The sequence below is a fragment of the Streptomyces lunaelactis genome (assembly GCF_003054555.1).
In the GTDB taxonomy this organism is placed as follows: domain Bacteria; phylum Actinomycetota; class Actinomycetes; order Streptomycetales; family Streptomycetaceae; genus Streptomyces; species Streptomyces lunaelactis.
Genome location: NZ_CP026304.1, coordinates 602,185 through 622,002, shown reverse-complemented (window position 1 = coordinate 622,002; position 19,818 = coordinate 602,185). Strand labels below are relative to the sequence as shown.

Genomic DNA, 19,818 nt, shown 5'->3' with positions numbered 1-19,818 from the left:
GTGCAGGCAGTCGTCGACTTCGCGGGGAAGCACATCCGGGGCAAGGTCGTCATCACCACGTCATGAAGTGGCGCATCGATATGAAACACGAATCGATGCGCGCGGGCAGGGCAGGCAACTCTCCCTGGTTCGCTCCACCCCGACGTACGAAATTCGCGAAGAGCCCCTGCCTGATGTCCCGGCAGGGGCTCTTCGCGCGCCGCTGCGTGGCGTCAGGCGACGATTCCCTTGCCCTCGGCCAGCGGCCACTCGCGGTGCAGGGCACCCAAGGGAATGCGGTGCTCGAAGACGGGCGTGCCGAAGATGGACAGCTGCAACTGGAGCCACCCCGTCAGATCCACCCCGCCGTACACCTTCCAGGCCCCCACGAGGGAGCCGGGAGTGGCCGCGGCACTGGCTTCGCCTCGCAGGTACGGGGCGAGATCCGCTGTGACGCCGACCGCGCCGTACAGCCCGACCGTGGCCTCGGCACCGAGCGCGGCCTTCACCGAGCCGGCCGCAGTCACCTTCGCCCGTACCGGGGTGCTGGTGATGTCGGACGTGCTGACCGGCTTCCAGCCGCCCGCCTTCGAGTAGCTGCCGCCGATCCGGAAGCCGCCCTTGAGGTCCTGCTTGACGTCGACGCTGACAGAGCCGTCCGCGGCCACCTGGACATAGGCCGTGAGGTCGAGGTTCACCACGACCGGTACCGGCCCGACCTGGATCACGGGATCCGCGTGCAGCTTGGCGAAGGGAATCCGCACCGGCTTGCCACCGGCGACCGCCCTGCCCTTCAGTGCCCACTGCGACGTCCAGTCACCGGTGAGGCCGAGGAACGCGGAGTCCGGCGTCAGCGCGGAGGAACCGTCGTACGAGAACTCGACCTCGGGGGCCAGCTGCACAAAGCCCGCGACCGACACCGCCCCGGACACGGGAGCGCCCTCGGTGACAGGGAGCGGGACCGACGCCCCGACATCGATCCGCAGGCTCCCCAGGGGCACCTTCGCGCCCTGCGGGCCCACATGTACGTTCCCGGCCTTGGCCCAGGAGACCTTCACGCCCTGGACCAGCGGCTCGACGTCGACGGCCGCCGGATCGACCGGTACGGTCCCGTCGGCCTTGTCGTCACCGAGCAGCGCGCCGAGCGTCGTCGGCTCGGTCCTGACCTCGGTGCCCTTCTCGGTCTTCCCGGCCACGTCGGTGACCTCGGCGAGCAGGCCCTCGGGGGCCCCGGGCGCCGGCCCGCTGGCGATGACGTCGCCGACGGCGGGGGCGGGGGCGGGCGCCGAAGTCGCCTTCCCCGTACTGGATATGACGGCCCGTCGGGTACTGCGGTCGTAGGAGGCGACCTTGAGCGGCGACTTCGTCGCCTTCCCGTCGCTGCCCGCACGGGCGACGCCGGTGGGTTCCCCGTCGGGCACCCCGGTCACGGGTAGCTGCCGCGAGGGGCCGGGGTCGGGGGTCACGATGCTGCTGGGACGCTGCCCGTCGGCGCCGGCCGCAGCCGGGGACGTTGCCCCGGTCTCGGCCGAACAGCCGCTGGTGAACAGGGTAACGGTGGCCAGTGCCGCTAACAGGGCATGTCTGGCAGGGAGCTTACGCACGTGGGAATCCTCGGAGCGTGTGTTGGGGGATACGCGCAACAGGAAGGGACTCGCGAATACCAGCGAGTAACAACCGGCCTGACGATCCCACACACACCGCGGCCATCGCGGAGATTCACAGGAACCCTGCGAATGGCATACGTCACATCGCGCCCCGCCACGTATGCGCGGCCCCAGCCGCCCGCGCGAAGGACCGGGCTGCCGGTCCCCAGCCTGGGAGCGATCCCAACCGGCCCTCTGAGCCTCGACGTTCGTCCTCGATCACCTGCGGGGGCCGTTGGCGGGGCCATCGAGGAATAGCCCGGCAGCCCCTGGACGGCTCACCTCCCGGGCGGCACCGAGCTCTCGATGCGGGCGAGTTGAGCGGTGAGGCTGTTCAGCCAGTGTTCGAGGTCGATCAGCGCGGGCAGGGGAGAGTGGCCTCGTACCTCGGTGGGCGAACGATACGCGGGAACAGCCGGCGGCTGCGGTGGTGGTCCCTCCCCGGCGCAGATTGCGGCGACCCGGTCGGTGGCCAGGACGAGATGGCCTGCTGTTGTACGGGCCAAGGCGGTGGCTTCCGGGGTGACGGTTCTCTCGGGCAGGTCGAAGCGAGGCAGCCAGTGGGCGCCGAGCAGGATGTGATTCGCCGTGATGAGCACGGCGTGCCAGTCCATGGACACCTCCGGCCGGTCGCCCGGTTCGCTCCGGTACTGGAGATACGCAGCCTCGGCGAGGCGCAGTCGGTGCAGCACGGGGCGCGTGGGCGGCAGGGGCGCTGTTCCCGGCGGGGTGGCCAGGAGCACTTCGACGGTCCCGGTGATCAGGGGTCCGCAGGAGCGCAGCAGAGCGGCCATAGTTCTTCGTACCTCGCGCCGGGCACCGGCCGGCCAGGCGAGCAGTCCGCACAGCAGACCGATCGCGCTGCCCGTGGCGACGTCCACGATCCTGTCCTCGGCGAGTTGCCAGGAGGCGGGGGCGATCTGGGCGAACGCGGCCGACACCACCAGCGTGAACAGGGCCTGTGCCCAGGCGATCCCGAGCAGCGGTCCGAGTGCGAACGCGGCCAGCATGGCGGGCACGAGCACCGCCGCGTACGCGTCGGTGTGCCGCCCGACGACGAGCAGCAGGGTGCCGGTCGCGAGCGCGCCGGCGAGAGTGCCGGCCAGCGCCGAACGCACGGCTGTCCATGTCCCCCCGGCGGTGGTGCGGCCGAGGGTGAGCACGGCGAGAAGTACCCAGAAGCCGTGGGACAGATCGAGTGAACCGGCGACCAGACGGGCGGCACCGAGCCCGAGGGCGGTCCGGACGGCGTTCTGGAACAGGACCGAACGCAGCGTCATATGGCCGGTGAGGCGGCGCCACCACAGCAGGTAGGTGGGTGTGTCCGCGTACCAGAAGAGTTCTCGCGGCGGGATCGGCGGTCTGCGCCTGCCGTCCAGGCCGACTCGTACGGCGGTCTGAAGGATCCGGGCCGATTCGGTCAGTGCCAGGACCGAGGACTGGCGGCGCAGTACCGGTGCGGGCGGTACGGACTGCGGCGGTCCGGTCGCCTGCGTGATGCGCAGTCCCTGGAAGTCGCGCATCGCTGCGTCCAGGACAGGCGGACCGGAGCGCGGGGGCGGCCGGCCGGTGCGCAGGGCTGTCGCTGTGGCCTCGCAGAGTGCCGCGACGCGGCCGAGGAGATCGGCGGACGCGGCGTCCGCGTCCGTCTCCGCGCCGGCGTCGGCTTTCGTGCCTTGACCGGTCGCGCCGGCGTCGGCTTTCGTGCCTTGACCGGTCGCGTCGGCGTTCGCGCCCCGGCCGCTCGTGGCGGTGGCGACGACGGAGACGGTCGGTGGGGTGTGACGCAGGTGCGCCAGTTGGTCCAGCAGTCTGCGTGCGGCGGCGCCGGCTTGGGCCAGGGCGCGGTCGGCGCGACCGGCCCCGGCGGGTCGTTCGGCGGGCGGAAGACGGGAGAGGCGCAGCTGCCGGCCGGTCTCCCGCAGCCGGTCCGCCGAGTCGTCGGCGCCCTCGGCGGACAGGTCGCCGGACGCCGCCGCAGCGGCGGCCCGGCCCGCGATCGTCACGGCGTCCGCCAGGCTCTGCCGGTAGGTGGCCGTCGGGGGCGTGGGCAGCAGGTAGACCTCGCAGGCGGCGAGGAGGAGCACGCCCAGGGTGAGGCCGGCCAGCCGTGCCCCGAGGGTGTCCGGCGCGTAGGGCGGGAAGCAGGCCAGGATGTAGAAGAGCTGAAGCCCGGGTGCGGCTCCGGCGGGGCGGGGTCCCGCGACCGCCGCGAAGGTGAGGGCGAAACCGACGACCAGCATCCCGAGGACGGCCGCCCATGTGTGTACGGCCAGCACCGTCCCCAGAGTGATCAGCACCAGGCCCCCGGGCAGGGCGCGCAGGATCACTGCGGCCCGCTGCCGGCCGGATCCGGGGATCGGGGAAAGGATCCCGAGTGCCACTGGCCCGAACAGGGCGTACAGCGCCGTTTCCGGCCGGTCCACGCCGTACACGAACAGATAGAACCCGGCGCAGGAGGCGGTGGTGACCCGGATCGCGCGGTGCACGATCGCCGTGCGTTGAGGCGTGCGTTGAGGCGTGCGCTGACGCGCGCGCTGTGGCGTGCGTGAAGCGAGGTGGCGGCGCGGGCGGTGCGGTGTGGCGCGGTGGCGGGTCACGACCGGTCTCCGCGGGTCCTGGCGACGTTCTCCGCGAGCGGCCAGGGCGCATGCATGGACAGCGGCGGCACCTTGCCGTGGACGACGAGCCGGTGGCGCACGGCCATGACGACGACGGACGCCGGCAGGATCACCGCCGCCGTGCCGGCGAGGGCGATGCCCGTCCGCGCGGCCGCCGGCGACTCTGCGCGCATGGGCACGTTCCTCTCGGACCTCTCGGACGACCGCAGCCGTGAGTGGGTCGGGCGGGCACCCTTGTCCCATTGTCGGTGCGCCCTCGCCGGTGCGCAGCCCGGCCGGTCCGGCTCGCGCGGGAGGACGGGCCGGGGCCACCATGGCAGCAGGTGCACGTGCCCCCGACCGGTGCGGAACATGGGAGGTCACATGTCGGAAGGCTTCGCCGCCCGCGACGACAACGCCCAACCGCTGTTCGCACGGCCCGCCTCCCGACCGAACCTCGACGACCACTGAGTGCCGGAGGCCGACCACGGTGCACACCCTGCTGCCGGTCCTCTTCGCGCTCTGCGCGGCGCTGAGCAACGCCGTCGCCACGGTGCTGCAGCGGCAGGCGGCCCTGAGCGTGCCGCGCTCCGACGGCTTCCGCGCGGGGCTGATGCTCGATCTGCTGCGGCGCCCCGTCTGGCTGGCCGGAATCCTCGCCGTCATCGCCGCCGCCGTCTGCCAGGCGGTGGCCCTGGCGACCGGACCGCTGACGGTTGTTCAGCCCCTCTTCGTACTCGAACTGCCGCTCACCCTGATCGTCGCCTCACTGCTGCTGCACCGGCACCTGTCCCGCGGCGGCTGGGTGGCCGTAGCCGGTGTGGTGGCGGGTCTCGGCGTCGCCCTGGCCGCCGCGTCACCCACGGGCAACCGCACGCACGTATCGCTGGAGCGCTGGATCCCCGCGCTGGCGGTGTGCATGGGAGCGGTGGCCGTGCTCGCCCTGGCGGCACTCAGACGCCCCGAGGGCCGGGCGCGGGCGGCGTGTCTCGGCGCGGCCACCGCCATCAGTTACGCGGTGACCGCGGCGCTGATGAAGGCGGCGATGCACATCCTGGACGACCAGGGGGTCGTGGCGTTCTTCACCGCCTGGCAGACGTACGCCTTCGCGGCGGTCGGCGCGGGCGCGCTGTTCCTGCTGGAGAACGCGATGCAGGCCGGCCCCCTGGTCGCTTCCCAGCCGGCGATCACCCTCGGCGACGCGACGGTGAGCCTGGCCCTCGGTATCGCGGTCTACGAGGAACACGTCCGCTCCGGCTGGTGGCTGGTGCCGCAACTGCTCGGCGCCGCCATGATCGCCGCGGGTGTCCTCGCGCTGTCCCGGATCCCGCTCACGCGGTCACTGGTCGCGCCCGACGAGCCGCTGCGAAGTGCCGACACGCCCTGAAGGGGCGATGAGTCCACCAGCTGTTCGACGACTTCCCGTTCGATGACTTCACGGAGTACCGGGGGACGCGGGTGCGGTGAGCGCGGCGAAGTCCACGAGGTCGGCGATGACGCGCTCCGGCTGCTCCCAGTGAACGACGTGACCCGCGCCTTCGTACGTGACGAGGCGCGCACCGTGGATGGCGTCGAGGATGGCCTGCTGATCGCTGCGCGGCAGGAAGTCGTCCTGGTCGCCCCAGATGACGAGGGTCGGCACCAGGATGCCCGCGAGGGTGGCGGGCAGATCGGCTTCGAGCAGTCCGCGCAGGGTCTCCCTCCAGACGTGGGCGGGGACTTTGAGGCTTTCGTCGATCATCGTCTCGATGAGGCCTCGGGCGACCGGGCGGGCCACCATACCGGTCATGAGGTCCTCGACGAACTCGCGGGGGACGGGATCGGAGAGGCCCTGGACGGTCTCCCAGATCCTGGTCACCGCGGGCTTGTCCGCGAGCGTGGCGGGGACGCCGATCAGTACCAGCCCCGAGATGCGATCGGGGTGGCTGCCGGCGACGATCCGGGCGGGCACGCCGCCGCTGGAGGTTCCGACCAGCAGGGCGCGTTCGAGCCCGACGGTGTCGAGGAAGGCCACGAGATCGGCGGCGAAGTCCTCGGGCCGGTAACCGTCGGGAGGGCGGTCGGCGTCACCGTGGCCGCGTTGGGTGGGCGCGTAGCCGTGCAGGGACACCGGGAGACGCCTCAGCAGGTGTTCGAAGGTCCACCATGAGTCGGCGATCGCGTGTACGAAGACGACCGGCGTGCCACCGGGGTAGCCGGCCTCGGCGTACGGGAGGGTGAGCCCTTCCCGCAGAGGCGCGGTCTTGAGGGAGATCGTGGTCATCTCGGCCTGCCTCGCTCCGCCCGGCCGTCCACACCGACCCTATTCGGCAATCTCTGTCCGTTCCCACCATTCGTAGACGGGCAGCCGTCCCTCGGGGCTGTCCTGGTGCCGCGACGTGACCTTGAAGTGCTCGTACCCGCCGCGGTGCGGAATCTTCAGCTCTTGTCCGGGAGGGGTGATGGGGACGATCCGCTCGGGCAGATCATCCGGCCCACCCTCAAGGACTGCTTTGCTCGACATAGGGCCAGTCTTCCTACCCGCGCGGGCACTCGCACCTCGGCGCCGACGCGGCGACACGGCGACGTGGCGACCACCGGACCGTCGGAAGGGCGGGGCGGGTCCGTGCCGCCTGCGGTTATGTAACGGCTGCTACATTTATCATTGTGACAGAACGCGGAACGGATCGCAGGGTGCGATGGCTCCTGCTGCTGATCAGACTTCCCGCGGAGCCGTCCCGGCACCGCGTCGCCGTCTGGCGGGAGTTGCGCAAGGCCGGCGCGCTCTCGCTGGGCCAGGGCGTCTGGGCCGTACCGGATGTACCGGCCTTCGCCGACGGGGTGGACAGGGCGATCGCGCTGACTCGGCGAGCGGAGGGCGAGGCCATCGCGCTGGAGGCGGCCGGACGCGATGCCCAGGACGCGGCCCGCTTCCAGGCGTTGTTCACTGCCGCGCGCTCGGCGGACTGGGCGGAGTTCCTGGCCGACTGCGGCAAGTTCGAGCAGGAGATCGCCAAGGAGATCCGCATCGCCAAACTCACTCTGGCCGAACTGGAGGAAGAGGAGCAGAGCTTGGAGCGGCTGCGGCGCTGGCATCGCGATCTGACCGCACGTGATGTGTTCGGAGCCCCGGAAGCCGCGGAGTCCGGCGATCGCCTCAAGCAGTGCGCCGCGGTCTGTGAGGACTACGCCGAGCGCGTCTTCCGTGCGCTGCACGACGCGGGCGGGCCGGATACGCCATGAACGGGAACTCGATATCAAAGACGGCCCCCGCGCGGGTCATGTGGCCGCTGTACGCAGCCGGATTCACGACCGCCTTCGGCGCCCACGGCATCGCGGCCAGCCTCGGCGGATTCTCCGACGACGCGGTGACCTCACTTCTTGTACTCGGCGGCCTGCTCGCCCTGTACGACGGCGCCGAGGTGCTCCTCAAGCCCGTCTTCGGCTCGCTCGCCGACCGGATCGGCGGCAAGCCCGTTCTGCTCGGCGGGCTGATCGCCTTCGCCGCCGCCTCCACGCTCTACGCCATTGCCGACAGCCCCGGCCGGCTGTGGGCGGCCCGTCTCGGCCAGGGCGTCGCGGCCTCCGCCTTCTCCCCGTCGGCGTCCGCGCTCGTCGCTCGGCTCAACCCGGCCGCCAAGCACGGGCGGGCGTTCGGCAGTTACGGCTTCTACAAGTCCATCGGCTACACCCTCGGCCCGCTCCTCGGCGGTGTGCTGGTGTGGGCGGGCGGACTGCGGCTGCTGTTCGCCGTGATGGCCGTGCTCGGCGCGGCCGTCGCCCTGTGGGCCATGCTCGCCGTGCCGCACGTACCGCCGCTGCCCCGCAAGCGGCAGACCGTTGCCGACCTCGCGCGCCGGCTGACCGACCGCGCTTTCCTCGCCCCGACGGCCGCACTCGCCGGCGCGACCGCCGCGCTCTCCGTCGGCGTCGGCTTCCTGCCCGTCTCCGGCGCGGCGGCCGGGCTCGGCACCGTGGCCACGGGAGCCGCAGTCTCCGTGCTCGCCGCGAGCGCCGCCGTCGTGCAGCCCCGGGCAGGGCGGGCGCTGGACGAGGGGCGCCTGGCCACGCGGACGGGGCTCGGCGCCGGCCTGCTGATCACCGCGGCGGGACTTGCGGCCGCGATGCTGCCCGGCCTTGCCGGAGTGCTGATCGCGGCCGCGCTGATCGGCATCGGCACGGGCCTGATCACCCCGCTCGGCTTCGCCGCCCTGGCGGAGTCCACCCCCGAGGAACGGCTCGGCCAGACCATGGGCTCCGCCGAACTCGGCCGCGAACTCGGCGACGCCGGCGGTCCCTTGCTCGTGGCGGCTGTCGCCTCGGTCGCCAGTCTCACCTACGGTTACGCAGCCCTCGCAGCGTTGCTGTCCATCGCCCCGTTGCTCGTACTCACCGGGCAGCGCCGCACGGCGCCGGCTCGCGAATAGCCGCGGCTGTGCGGCAACTCTGTCCGCGCTTTGAGCCGTCACCTGTGACCGGTGTCCTGGGCACGGCGGAGTTCGCTCTGGCGCAAGCAGAGTGCGGGCGCGAAGGGGCAGATGTGGTTCCACCAGGCCACACCCATCCCGCCCCCGAGGGCGTGCGGGACGACCTCTAACGTGTGCCGCTCGATCGGCGCGGTTGGTTGCGTGTGCCGTGCAGGGCGAACGCCGTGTTCACCAGGGCCACATGGCTGAAGGCCTGCGGAGTATTGCCGAGCTGGCGGCGTGCGACCGGGTCCCACTCCTCCGCGAGCAGGCCGACGTCGTTGCGTACGGCCAGCACGCGTTCGAAGACCGCGCGGGCCTCGTCCTGACGGCCGGTCATGGCGAGCGCGTCGGCGTACCACAACGAGCAGGCGAGGAAGGTTCCTTCCCCGCAGCTCATGCCGTCCACCTGGTCCTGGCCGCCGTCGTCCACGGAGTAGCGCCGCAGGAATCCGTGGTGGTCGAGCCTGCGTACAGCCTCCACTGTGCCCAGCACCCGGCGGTCGTCCGGGGGGAGGAAGCCGAGCCTCGGGAGCAGCAGTGCCGAGGCGTCGATGCGGCGGGACCCGTAGGACTGGACGAAGTATCCCAGCTCGTCGTCCCAGCCTTGGCGGCACACCTCGTCGCGGATCTCCCGTCGCATCGCCCGCCAGCGCTCTGTGGAGTTCCGCTGTCCCGCCACCCGGGCCAGCCGCAGTGCGCGGTCGGCGGCGACCCAGGACATGATCTTGGAGTGGACGAAGTGCCGCCGGGGGCCTCTGACTTCCCAGAATCCCGCGTCCGGTTCCTCCCAGTGCTTTTCGAGGTACTGCATGAACGAGGCCATGAGACTCCACACATGGCGGTCGATCGGAACCCCGGCCCGCACGGCCGAGTACACGGTGTTCAGGACTTCGCCGTAGACGTCGAGTTGCAGCTGGTCGACGGCCGCGTTGCCGAAGCGGACCGGCTGGGAGCCCTCGTAGCCGGGCAGCCACCAGGCGGGTGTCTCGACCAGTCGGCGCTGTCCGGCCACGCCGTACAGCGGCTGGAGATCGGAGGGTTCACCTGCCACGGCTCGCACCAGCCAGTCCTTCCAGGCCACCGCCTCCTCGCGATATCCGCTGCGCAACAGGCAGGAGAGTGTGAACGTGGAATCGCGCAGCCAGCAGAACCGGTAGTCCCAATTGCGGTCTCCGCCAATGTATTCCGGCAGTGAGGTGGTGGCCGCGGCGACAATTCCGCCCGTCGGCGCGTAGGTCAGTGCCTTGAGGGTGATCAGGGAACGCATGACGACATCCCGCCAAGGCCCTTCGTACCGGCACTTCGCCGTCCATCTCCGCCAGAATTCCAGCGTTTTCTCCATTGCTGCTTCGGTGTCGACGTCCGGCATGGCAGCCACATGCGAGGGGCTCCAGCCGAGGACGAAGGCGATGCGCTGTCCCGCGGAGACCGAGAAGTCGAGGGTCGTGCAGGTCTTGCTGTCGGACATCCTCACGCCGCGGTCGCAGCGGAGGAAGGCGGAGTCGGGTCCCGCGACCGCCGACACCGTGCTGCTGTCCATGGCTCGGGTCCACGGCACGATACGGCCGTTGTCGAAGCGCAACTTCAACTCGCCCCGCATGTGGACCTGTCCGGACAGACCTTCCACGATCCGTACGATCTGCGGGACCTCCCCGCGGGGCGGCATGAAGTCGATGAGCTTCACAGCGCCGCCGACGGTCTCCCACACCGATTCCAGCACCAGCGTGTCACCGCGGTAGGAGCGCCGGTTGCAGGGACGCCGGTCGGCCGGCGAGATCCACCACTGACCGTTGTCCTCGCTGCCGAGGAGGGAAGCGAAACAGGCGGGGGAATCGAAGCGCGGCATGCACAACCAGTCGATGGCCCCGTCCCGGCCGACGAGAGCCGCCGCCTCAAGGTCTCCGATGATGGCATAGTCTTCGATTCGCCCCGCCATGAAGGGAATTGTATTCCTGTAGAGCGCGAAAGGCGCGCCCGGAGAATAGATTCCCGGAGTTCGCCATATGCTTCCAGCGGGCGGCAGGCCGGAAAATGCGGGGGAACGTGGAACGGGCTTGACCCTGTGCCGTTGAGCGCCGCATCATGAAGGTATATCTGGCATCGCCGGAGGCGACGACATTGATCGCTCACCCGCTGCGCCGGGCCACGGACCCCCGACCGGAACCTGCACCTGCGACGGCTCCGCGCCGACCCGCTGTGAGTCTGGTGATCCCCGTCCTGGACGGTACGTGCGACATCACGTGGCTTCTGGGGCAAGTGCCGGACTGTGTGGAGGAAGTGATCCTCGTCGGCGACGTGCGGGGGCACTCTCCGGACGGCCCGGTTTCTCGTGGCGGGCCCTGTCTGCGCACGGTCGAGCAGCGGACCGAGGGTGCGGGGAACGTGTTCCACGCGGGCCTGCTGGCCGCGTGCGGCGAACATGTCGTACTGATCGACTCCAACGGCAGCATGTCGCCGGGGGAGATCCCCCGCTACCTGCACTACCTCGAGAACGGATACGACTTCGTCAAGGGCTCGCGCTTCATCGCCGGCGGCGGCAGCGTCGGCTACCCCTTGCTGCGCCGGGTGGGGCAGCGCGTCCTGCTGCGCGTGGCCCGGCGGTTGTACGGGCAGCAGCTGACCGATGTCTGGTACGGCTTCTGCGCGTTCCGGCGGGAGTTCCTGAGGCTGCTGGATCTCCGGGGCGACGGGGTGGAGCTGGGTGCCGAGATCGTGGCCCATGCCCTGCACTACGGGCTCCGAATCGCCGAGGTTCCCAGTCTGGAGTTGCCGCGCCGGGACGGTGCGTCGAATCTGCGCACGGTTCACGACGGTGCGCGGATCCTGAGGACCCTGCTCGACGAGCGCCCGCGTACCGCGCTGGTGCGACTCGTCCCGGCACCTCGGTTCCGTCGCGTTTCTGCCCGGCACACTGCCCGGTCCACACCGGAATCGAAAGCGACGAACAGTTAGATCCCAGATTGACCATGTATAAATCATGTGCTAATGCTGTAAACTTAGGCATTCATGGCCATGCAGGTACCAGTCGTCCGGAAGAGGCCCTCGTGTCCTCCCTCCAGGTAAGCCGGTCTCCGGCGCCCACCGTTTCTCACCCGCTGCGGCGGGTGAGCGACTGGCCTGCGGCAGGTTCGCGGCACTGCTCCCTCGGAGCGCCCGACCGGCGAGGTGCCCATCCCTCCCGCCGCGCGTCCGACCGTCTCGCAATCTCCAGCGCCGTGCCCCGTGCCGTGGTGCGCAGGCCCTGTGCCGCCCCCCGGCGCAGGCGGGCCCGGGCGGCTTCCTCGCCCGGCACCGGCAGCCGGCGTACAAACGATTCGGACGGCAGTTCCGCCCATTCCCATAGCCCCGACGGGCCGCACCGGAGTCTGACTCCGGACGTCACAGCGGCCCGTCCGTGGTGTGCCCTGCCACGGTCGCGCGGGTGCATGATCCAAGGAGGCGACTCCTGATGGTGTCCGTGCTGCCTGCCCGCCCCCGCTGGGGCACTCCTCACGCGCCACACCTTCCAAGGATCGCCGGCGGTCCCGGCGAGGAGATCCCTGCCTCGCTCATCCGCCCGCCGGTGGACCTCGAGTTGATTGTTCCGGCATTCAACGAGGAGCGCCGCCTCCCGGGAACGATCGCATGCACCATCGACTACCTCTCGGGTCGGCCGTGGACGTCGGCCGTCGTCGTGGTCGACAACGACAGCGCGGACTGCACACTCGAAGCGCTGGGGGCCTTCGGCGACGCCCCGGTCTCGACTTACGTGATCGGCTGCAGCAGCCACGGAAGGGGGGCCGCGGTACGTCGCGGGATCGCGACCTCCGCCGCCCGCTTCGTCGGCTTCGCCGACGCCGACAACGCAACCCCCATCGGCACGCTCGACATGGTCATGGCGCTGCTGAGCGAGGCGTACGGCGCCGTCATCGCCTCCCGGCGTGCTCCCGGTGCGCATTACGAGATCGAGCAGTCGGCCCTGCGCAGGGGCGGCGGGTGGATGTTCCGGCGGCCGGCGCAACTGACCTTGCCGGACATCGCCGATACGCAATGCGGATTCAAGTTCTTCGACGGCCCGCTCGTCCGTGCGATCGTCAGCAGCTGCCGCATCGACGGTTTCGCCTTCGACGTCGAGCTCCTCGCCCGTCTCTCGCGGGAGGGGCGGGCCATCATCGAGGTACCGGTCGCCTGGTCCGACGTGCCGGGGTCGACCTTCTCGGCCCGCACGGACGGTCTGCGATCCATGGCCGACCTCCTCCGTATCGCCCTCTCGCGGTGACTGCCATGACCGCACTCGACCAACTCGCCGGAGCAGATGTCCTGTTCCCCAACTGGCGCGACCCCTCGCATCCGCAGGCCGGCGGTGCCGAAGCGTACTGCTACGAGATCGCCGGGCGGCCGGCCGCGGTCGTCGTCGAAGAGGTGCGGCGCATCCGCCGTCGTCGCCGTTCTCGCCGCCGCCCCAGCGATCTCACGGTCGACTCGTCCGCCTACCGGGGACGCCATCCGAGGGAGGAGGCATCCGCGTCATGTCCGCCGATCAACTGACCGCCGCGATCAGGGACGGAGTCCCTCTGCTCGTGCTGTCGCCGCATCTCGACGACGCCGTGCTGTCCTGCGGCGCCCTGCTGACACACGCACGCTCCCGGGTGTCCATGACCGTCGCGACCGTGTTCACCGAGGCGGGCCCCCGGCCGTACACCCTCTCGGCCCGCCGCTCACTGCGGCTGGCCGGGGTGAAGGACGCGGAGGAGCTGTACGCCTCCAGGCGGGCCGAGGACCGGGAGGTCCTCGAAGGGATGGGCATCGTCTGGCGCCATCTCGGACTGCCGGAGGGGCTGTTCCGCCGGAAGCCCGGGCGCATGCCGGACGGTTCCCGGCGGGCGCACAGCGTGCTGCCCGAGGCGGCGTACGTCTACCCGACGTACCGCCTCCACATCGCCTCGGGCCGGATCTCCCGTTACGACAGCGCCGCACTGGCGCACATCGCGGCCGCCCTGGACGACCTTGTGCCGCCAGGGCCGCGGCTGTTGCTCGCGCCGCTCGCCGTGGGCGGACACGTCGACCATCTGCTGGTCCGCACGGCCGCGGAGCTCAGCAACCGCGGCTTCGGTTACTACAGCGACTTCCCGTACAATCAGCGCCATTCCCTCGACGCCGGATTCTCGCGGCGCAATGCGCTGGTCACGGAGACATGGCACAGCGACATCGCCGACAAGGCTGCCCTGATCCACGGGTACCGCACGCAGGCCCCGCTGCTCTTCCCGGACGGCCGCATTCCCCTCGTGCCCGAGGTCTATCTCCTGCCCGGCCGGCCGGCGCTCGTGGCCCGTGCCGATGTCAGGCCACCGCGGGGAGGCCCGCCATGGCCGTGACGACAGCAACCCGGGTGGCGGCGGCCGCACGCAGCATCCGCCGGCCGCTGCCGAGCGCCGCGGCCCCCTCTGCGCAGACCGGACCCGGCCATGGCGACTAGTGGGCACCCGCCGCGCGTACTTCTCCTCACCAGCGGCCCCGTGGACGGGCAGCAAGGAGCGGACATTCAGCTGGCCGCGGCGGTCGCGTACGCGATTCCGGACGTGGAGTTCACCTGGTTCAGACGGTGGCCCAGCCGGGGTGGGCCACCCCCGGTCGCCAGGGGCCGTCCCGTTCCCGTCGTCTCCTTGGACGGTATCCCCCACGTCCAGCAGCGGCTCCAAGTGGCCACTGCCAGTGCGGTGCTGGCCCACCGGGTCGACCTCGTGCACGCCGTGATGACGATCGCCGACGGATATCCGGCCTTCTCCCGGCTCTGGCCAAGGCTGGTGGGCCGGCGGCCGGTCCTGCACACCGTCCCCGGTGTCAGGGATCCGAGCCTGTTGCGGCGGGCCCGCCCGCTGGGCCGCACGGTGGCGCTCTCGGCGTCGACCGCCAAGGAGCTGAGCGCCGCGGGGTTCGGCCAAGTCCTGGTCATCCCGCCTCTGGTCAGGCTCGACCAGTGGCCGATGCGGCCGCGCCCGGTCGGAGAGATACCGATGGTGCTGGTCACCGCCCACCACGACCCAGGGGGTGGCGCGTCCGAGGCCATCGCTGCCGCAGCGGTTGCCGCGCGTGCGGGGGCGCGCTTCCGCCTGGTGCTGGCCATGCGCGGCAGGCCCCGCCAGAACCTGCGCGCACTCGAGGACGGGCTGCGCGCGCACGCGGAGCGGGAGGGGCTGTGCGACGTGGACGTGCGAGGTTACGTCGAGGACATGAGCGCACTGCTGGCCGAATCCGATGTGCTGCTCTTCGTCCCACAACTGCTCGACGTCAGGGCAGACGTCCCGCTCACGGTTCTTCAATCGCTGGCCACCGGGCGCCCGGTCATTGTGAGCGACCAGGCCCAGTTCGCCGCACTCGGGGACACCGTGCTGCGAGCTCCCATCGGGGACTTCCGGCGCACCGGGCACCTGCTCCGGCAGCTTCTCGACCGGCCGCAGTGGTGGGAGATCCTCGCCAAACGGGGCAGGGCCACAGTGGAGGAGCGCTTCGGTCCCGAGCCGTTCAGGGCGCACTACACCAACCTGTACCGGGAGCTGTTGGCATGAGAAACGGCCGGCGTCTCTCGTTGCTCGGCGCGGCTCTCTCCGACACCGTCAACCGCTGGATCGACCGGTACAGATCACTCGGCTACGACGGCCGCCCGCCCAGTGCGGGCGGTGCCCCCGGCCCCTGCGCGTTCTGTTTCAGGGAGAATCGCTCGGCGAGGCCGGTGATGGTCGCGTTGAGCTGTTCGATCTCCTCGTCGGTGTTGCGGGCGGTGACCTGGATACGGAACCCGACCTGGTCGCGCGGCACCAGGGGGTAGGCGGCGAGCGTGACGTAGATGCCCTCGTTCCACAGGAATTCGCCGACCGCGTCGAGGTCCGAGCTCTCGGCGAGCGGAATCTCGATGATGGGCAGCCCATCGGTGTTCGGCGTGGCGATGCCCAGGCCGCGTACATGCTCCAGAACCTGGGCTGTCTTGCGGTGCAGGTCTGCGCGGATGGCGTCGCCGCGGCGGTCGTTGACGGCCAGACCCGCGAGTGCGGTCGCGAGCGATGCCGTGGGGGAGGGCCCGGAGTACAGATACGGGGCCGCCGCGATCTTGAGGTGTGCCTTGATGTCGGGCGGCGCGGTGAGGAAGGCCAGCAGCGACGAGTACGCCTGGGAGAATCCGGCGACCAGCACGATTCCCTCGTAGGACTCGTCGAGGTGGCGAACGATGCCATTGCCGCGCATCCCGTACGGGGAGGACTCGGCGGTGCTGCGTTCACCGATGACCCCGAACCCGTGCGCGTCGTCCACGTAGAGCAGTGCGTCCCTCGCCCGGCAGATGTGGGCCAGCTCCCGCAGGTCGGGGAGGTTTCCGGTCATGCTGTTCACACCGTCCAGGCACACCAGCCGGGAGGCGCCCGGCGGGGCGGAGTCGAGCAGGTGGGCGAGTTCCTCGGGCTGTTCGGCGTGGAAGCGCGAGACGCTCGCGCCCTGTCCGCGGGCCACGACGCATCCGTCGTACACCGTGCGGTGGGAGCGCGCCTCGACGAAGATCTGCCCGCCGCCGGCGAGCAACGGGATCACGGAGGAGTGGATCAAGGTGATGGTGGGCAGCAGAAGAGAGTCCGGAGCACCGAGCAGATCGGTGAGCCGCTCCTCGATCTCCGGGTAGAGGCGGGGATTGCCGATGAGCCGGGACCAGCTGGGGTGGGTGCCCCAGCGGCGGACCTGTGGTCCGATGGCGTCCATGATCTCCGGGTCGAGGTCGAGGCCCAGGTAGTTGCACGAGGCGAAATCGATGAGCCACTGGTCGCCGCTGCGGATGCGCCGGCCGTCCACTTCGTCGATGACGGCGTCGCACATCCGGCTCGTCTTCTGCAGTCGCTCCAGGTCGCTCCGGCGCTGCGCCTGGCGGAGGCCTCTTGAGAACGGGGGCCGACTGCTGTCGTGCCGCTTCGCCACGGGCGAGGACTGCCATTCGTGACAGGCGACGAGGAACCGCTGCGCCTCGGCGGCCGTCATCGGCCGCGCGAAGAGGAAGCCCTGCCCGAACCGGCAGCCCATGGCGGCGAGCAGATCGCGCTGCCCCTCGTTCTCGATGCCTTCGGCGATGACCTGCAGTCCGAGGACGTCTGCGATGCGTACGATCCCCTCGACAAGGGCCACCTGCTGACCGTCGGTGACGATGTCGTCGATGAACGACTTGTCGACCTTGAGCACGTCGATGGGGAACTCCCGCAGGTAGCTGAGCGAGGAGAACCCGGTGCCGAAGTCGTCGATGGCGATGGACACTCCGAGGTCCTTCAGCGTCCTCATGGCGGTACGGATCTGCTCGTCGCGGCGGATCAGAACCGATTCGGTGAGCTCCAGCACGAGTGAGCCGGGGGCGAGACCGGAGGTGTCGAGGACTTTGCGCACCTCGTCCACGAAGCCGGGGTCGACGAACTGACGGGCCGACACATTGACATTGAGGTACAGCGGATTCGTCCGGGGCCGGGCGCGCTGCCAGCCGGCGATCTCGGTCGCGGCGTGCTGGAGCACCCAGGCGCCGAGCGGCCCGATGTGCCCGGTCTCCTCGGCGAGGGAGATGAACTGGTCGGGCGGCACGAAGCCGCGCCGGCGGTGCGGCCAGCGGATCAGCGCCTCGAATCCGGCGACGGCACCACCGACTCCACCGTCGACGATCTCCACGATCGGCTGGTAGCGGAGGGCGAAGGCCTCCTCGTTGATGGCGCTCTCGAGGCTGGCCTGCAGCTCGTGGCGCGCGACCATTCCGGCGTGCAGGTCGGGCCGGAAGGGCCGCCACTGTCGTTTGCCCGCGATCTTCGCGGCGTACAGAGCCAGGTCGGCGTGGCCGAGCAGTTCCTCGGCCTCGTCGCTGTCCCGTGCGGTGGCGACCCCGACACAGGCGGAGATGCTTGTCGAACCACTGTCGAGCCGGTAGGGCCGGCCGAGAGCCTGGACGACCTGTGCCGCGAGTGTCTCCGCGTCTTCCGGCTCCTTTGCGCCCTCCATCAGGACTGCGAACTCGTCACCACCCAGGCGGGCCGCTGTGTCGCTCAGCCGCAGCGCACCGGTGAGCCGTCGTGCGACGGCGACGAGGAGTTCGTCACCGACCGAATGCCCCATCATGTCGTTGACGATCTTGAAGTCGTCGAGGTCGACGAAGAGCACACAGGTGAGGGTGGAGTCACGACGCCCGCGCAGCAGGGCGCGTTCGATGCGCTCCAGCAGAAGCACGCGGTTGGGCAGTCCGGTCAGCGAATCGTGGAAGGCCCGATGGGTGAGCTCGCGCTCCAGTTGGCGTTGCGCGGTCACATCACGGAGGGTCAGGACGAGCCCCTGCACCGTCTGTTCGTGGCGGAGATTTCTGCACCGGACCTCCACTTCGAGACTGCCTGCCCCCCGGCCGGCCACCCGCCAGTTGTCGTGGATGTCGGGGGTGTCCTCGGCCCGTGCCCGTGAGATGGTGCGCAGTGCTCGATCGCGGTCCTGTGCTCCGACGAGGCCGGTGACCGGTGTGCCGCTCAGCAGCGTTCCGCCGAACATGCCGTCCGCGGAAGGGCTCGCGTAGCGGACCGTATTGTCGTCGTCCAGGATGAGGATCACGTCCGACGTGTTGTGCACGAGCGTGCGGAAGTAGGCCTCGCTTCTTTGGCGGTTGATCTCCTCGCTGAGTCCGACGCGCTCCAGCGCGAGCGCGGTCTGGGAGGCGAGCGACTCGATGGAGCCCTTCAGGCCCGCCAGTTCCTTCTCGGGGCCCGCCAGCAGCAGTGCGCCGATGAGAGGTTTCAACGAGTGCGGCGCCTCGAGGACGAGGGGACACACCAGGGCGCTGGGCAGCGGGTACAGGGCGTCGGCGACCCCTGAGCCGAGGTCGTCGACGCTGACCAGCCGGGTACCGCTGGAGAGCAGTTCCGGCACGCCGCTCTCCGGTGTGCCTGCGCCGAGCTGCCAGTGCCAGTCCTGTCCGGGGGTGCTTACGGGGTGCAGGGACTGCCTCGCGTCGACGACCAGGAGCACGGCCTCGTGGTGTGCGGGCGGGTCGAAGAGGGTGGCTGTAGCCGCCCGTACGGAGCTGGCGACTTCCTCGTGGTTGACCGCGGCCACGAGCGACGCGGCGGCCACCCGCAGGCTTCTCTCGCGTGTCACGGCATTGCGGTGTTCGTCCACCAGACCCCACAGCCGGGCCAGCACCAGCAGGAACATGACCGCGGAGAACACCGCGGTGATCCCGATGTCCTGGGCGTTGCCGTTGAGGGACTGCGACAGCAGCATGGCCGGCGCGACGAGCGAGGCGCCGACGAGGACGATGAGTCTGCGTTGGGCAATGCCGGGAGGCTGCTGGCGTGTTCGCTCCGTGAGCCGCACCATCGACGGGTGCAGTGCGGCGAGGCCCCAGGCGGTGAAGAAGACCACCCAGCCCAGGTCCATGTACGTGCCGACCTGCCAGGTGCCGTTGAGGTGGAGGAGTCCGTAGAGCACGTCGGACACCAGGATGCCGATCGTGCCGAGTGTGAGCAGCCGGACGAGCATGGCCAGGATCAGGACGTCACCCAGCGGATAGGCCATGGAGATCGCCTTCTCCACCCAGGTCAGACCTTCGGACTGCGTCAGCGGGTTGATCAGGTGCACCCAGGAGAGCAGGGCGAGGCCGCAGGTGAGGAGCAGGGCGTCGAGGAGGCTCGCCAGGTCGCGGGCTTCGGAGCGGTAGCGGATGAAGCCGAGGATCCCGGCCGCGAAGAGGGGATAGGTGGCCAGGTGGAAGACGTCTGCCAGGGAGGGGAACGGGTTTTCCTGGCTGAAGGCCGATTCGAGGATGTTGTAGGTGGTGTCCCCGGCGGTGAAGGTGAGGATCGCGGCGGCGAGCAGCAGCCAGGGCCAGCGCCGGGCCGGGCGGTGTATGCGGACCCCGAGGAGAACCGCGGCGACTCCGCCGAGCCCGATCACGGCCCAGGAGACGGTGTGCCAGGACGGCACGGTGAGGTAGATGACGGCGGGGGGAATCACGCAGAGGACGTACACGGCCATCAGCCGGTGCACGGAGGTCAGGTACCCCGGCCCCCCGGAGGGCCCCGACGGTTTCAGCGGCAGGTGCAGGCTCGCGAACCGGGACAACGTTTCACGCTGCGGGATGCTGTCCACGGTGACCTGCCAGTGGTCGCTCGCAGC

The 19,818-nt window shown here is 70.4% G+C and carries 15 protein-coding genes; 8 read left to right on the top strand and 7 right to left on the bottom strand.

Features of this window, described 5'->3' with window-relative positions; translation table 11 throughout:
- Window positions 1-212 precede the first annotated feature (212 nt).
- The 3 genes from SLUN_RS02815 to SLUN_RS40810 all read right to left on the bottom strand — a co-directional run bounded on the left by SLUN_RS02815 (window position 213) and on the right by SLUN_RS40810 (window position 4,419).
- On the bottom strand, window positions 213-1,583 hold the full coding sequence (locus SLUN_RS02815) for a hypothetical protein (protein ID WP_108147007.1): 1,371 nt from the start codon (window positions 1,581-1,583) through the stop codon (window positions 213-215).
- Between the two features lie 320 nt (window positions 1,584-1,903).
- Window positions 1,904-4,114, bottom strand: a complete 2,211-nt coding sequence (locus SLUN_RS02810) for an FUSC family protein (protein WP_257153896.1) — start codon at window positions 4,112-4,114, stop codon at window positions 1,904-1,906.
- Window positions 4,115-4,221: 107 nt separating this feature from the next.
- Window positions 4,222-4,419, bottom strand: a complete 198-nt coding sequence (locus tag SLUN_RS40810) for a hypothetical protein (RefSeq protein WP_254710183.1) — start codon at window positions 4,417-4,419, stop codon at window positions 4,222-4,224.
- Window positions 4,420-4,715: 296 nt separating this feature from the next.
- On the opposite strand from SLUN_RS40810, the gene SLUN_RS02805 reads away from it, so the two are divergent.
- Entirely contained in the window at window positions 4,716-5,612 is an 897-nt protein-coding gene (locus tag SLUN_RS02805; protein ID WP_108147005.1) for a DMT family transporter, read from the top strand.
- Between the two features lie 48 nt (window positions 5,613-5,660).
- Here the strand turns inward: SLUN_RS02805 and SLUN_RS02800 are convergent, their stop codons facing one another.
- A complete protein-coding gene (locus SLUN_RS02800; RefSeq protein WP_108147004.1) occupies window positions 5,661-6,488 on the bottom strand; it encodes an alpha/beta fold hydrolase in 828 nt (275 codons plus the stop codon).
- Window positions 6,489-6,527: 39 nt separating this feature from the next.
- Window positions 6,528-6,728, bottom strand: coding sequence for a DUF5988 family protein (locus tag SLUN_RS02795; protein WP_108147003.1), 201 nt, complete (start codon window positions 6,726-6,728; stop codon window positions 6,528-6,530).
- 143 nt (window positions 6,729-6,871) lie between these two features.
- Between SLUN_RS02795 and SLUN_RS02790 the strand changes: the two genes are divergently transcribed.
- Window positions 6,872-7,447: a Chromate resistance protein ChrB gene (locus tag SLUN_RS02790; RefSeq protein ID WP_108147002.1), complete on the top strand. Its 576-nt coding sequence runs from the start codon at window positions 6,872-6,874 to the stop codon at window positions 7,445-7,447.
- A 38-nt stretch (window positions 7,448-7,485) separates the two neighbouring features.
- The gene (locus tag SLUN_RS02785) at window positions 7,486-8,631 is read left to right on the top strand and encodes an MFS transporter (RefSeq protein ID WP_108147001.1); all 1,146 of its coding nucleotides are present in this window, start codon (window positions 7,486-7,488) and stop codon (window positions 8,629-8,631) included.
- Between the two features lie 166 nt (window positions 8,632-8,797).
- Here the strand turns inward: SLUN_RS02785 and SLUN_RS02775 are convergent, their stop codons facing one another.
- Window positions 8,798-10,609 (bottom strand): glycoside hydrolase family 15 protein, encoded by a 1,812-nt coding sequence (locus SLUN_RS02775; RefSeq protein ID WP_108146999.1) that lies wholly within the window; start codon window positions 10,607-10,609, stop codon window positions 8,798-8,800.
- Between the two features lie 260 nt (window positions 10,610-10,869).
- Here SLUN_RS02775 and SLUN_RS02770 point away from each other — a divergent pair, with 260 nt between their 5' ends.
- The 5 genes from SLUN_RS02770 (at window position 10,870) to SLUN_RS02750 (ending at window position 15,218) form a co-directional block, all read left to right on the top strand.
- Window positions 10,870-11,625, top strand: coding sequence for a glycosyltransferase family 2 protein (locus SLUN_RS02770; protein WP_257153640.1), 756 nt, complete (start codon window positions 10,870-10,872; stop codon window positions 11,623-11,625).
- Between the two features lie 496 nt (window positions 11,626-12,121).
- Window positions 12,122-12,931 (top strand): glycosyltransferase, encoded by an 810-nt coding sequence (locus SLUN_RS02765; protein ID WP_108146997.1) that lies wholly within the window; start codon window positions 12,122-12,124, stop codon window positions 12,929-12,931.
- A gap of 5 nt (window positions 12,932-12,936) precedes the next feature.
- Entirely contained in the window at window positions 12,937-13,200 is a 264-nt protein-coding gene (locus SLUN_RS02760; protein WP_108146996.1) for a hypothetical protein, read from the top strand.
- The gene (locus tag SLUN_RS02755; RefSeq protein ID WP_108146995.1) at window positions 13,182-14,027 is read left to right on the top strand and encodes a PIG-L deacetylase family protein; all 846 of its coding nucleotides are present in this window, start codon (window positions 13,182-13,184) and stop codon (window positions 14,025-14,027) included. Before SLUN_RS02760 ends, SLUN_RS02755 begins: the two co-directional genes overlap by 19 nt.
- 90 nt (window positions 14,028-14,117) lie before the next feature.
- A complete protein-coding gene (locus SLUN_RS02750) occupies window positions 14,118-15,218 on the top strand; it encodes a glycosyltransferase (protein WP_108146994.1) in 1,101 nt (366 codons plus the stop codon).
- An 82-nt stretch (window positions 15,219-15,300) separates the two neighbouring features.
- On the opposite strand, the gene SLUN_RS02745 is transcribed toward SLUN_RS02750, so the two are convergent.
- Window positions 15,301-19,764, bottom strand: a complete 4,464-nt coding sequence (locus SLUN_RS02745) for an aminotransferase class I/II-fold pyridoxal phosphate-dependent enzyme (RefSeq protein ID WP_306610663.1) — start codon at window positions 19,762-19,764, stop codon at window positions 15,301-15,303.
- Between the last annotated feature and the right edge of the window lie 54 nt (window positions 19,765-19,818).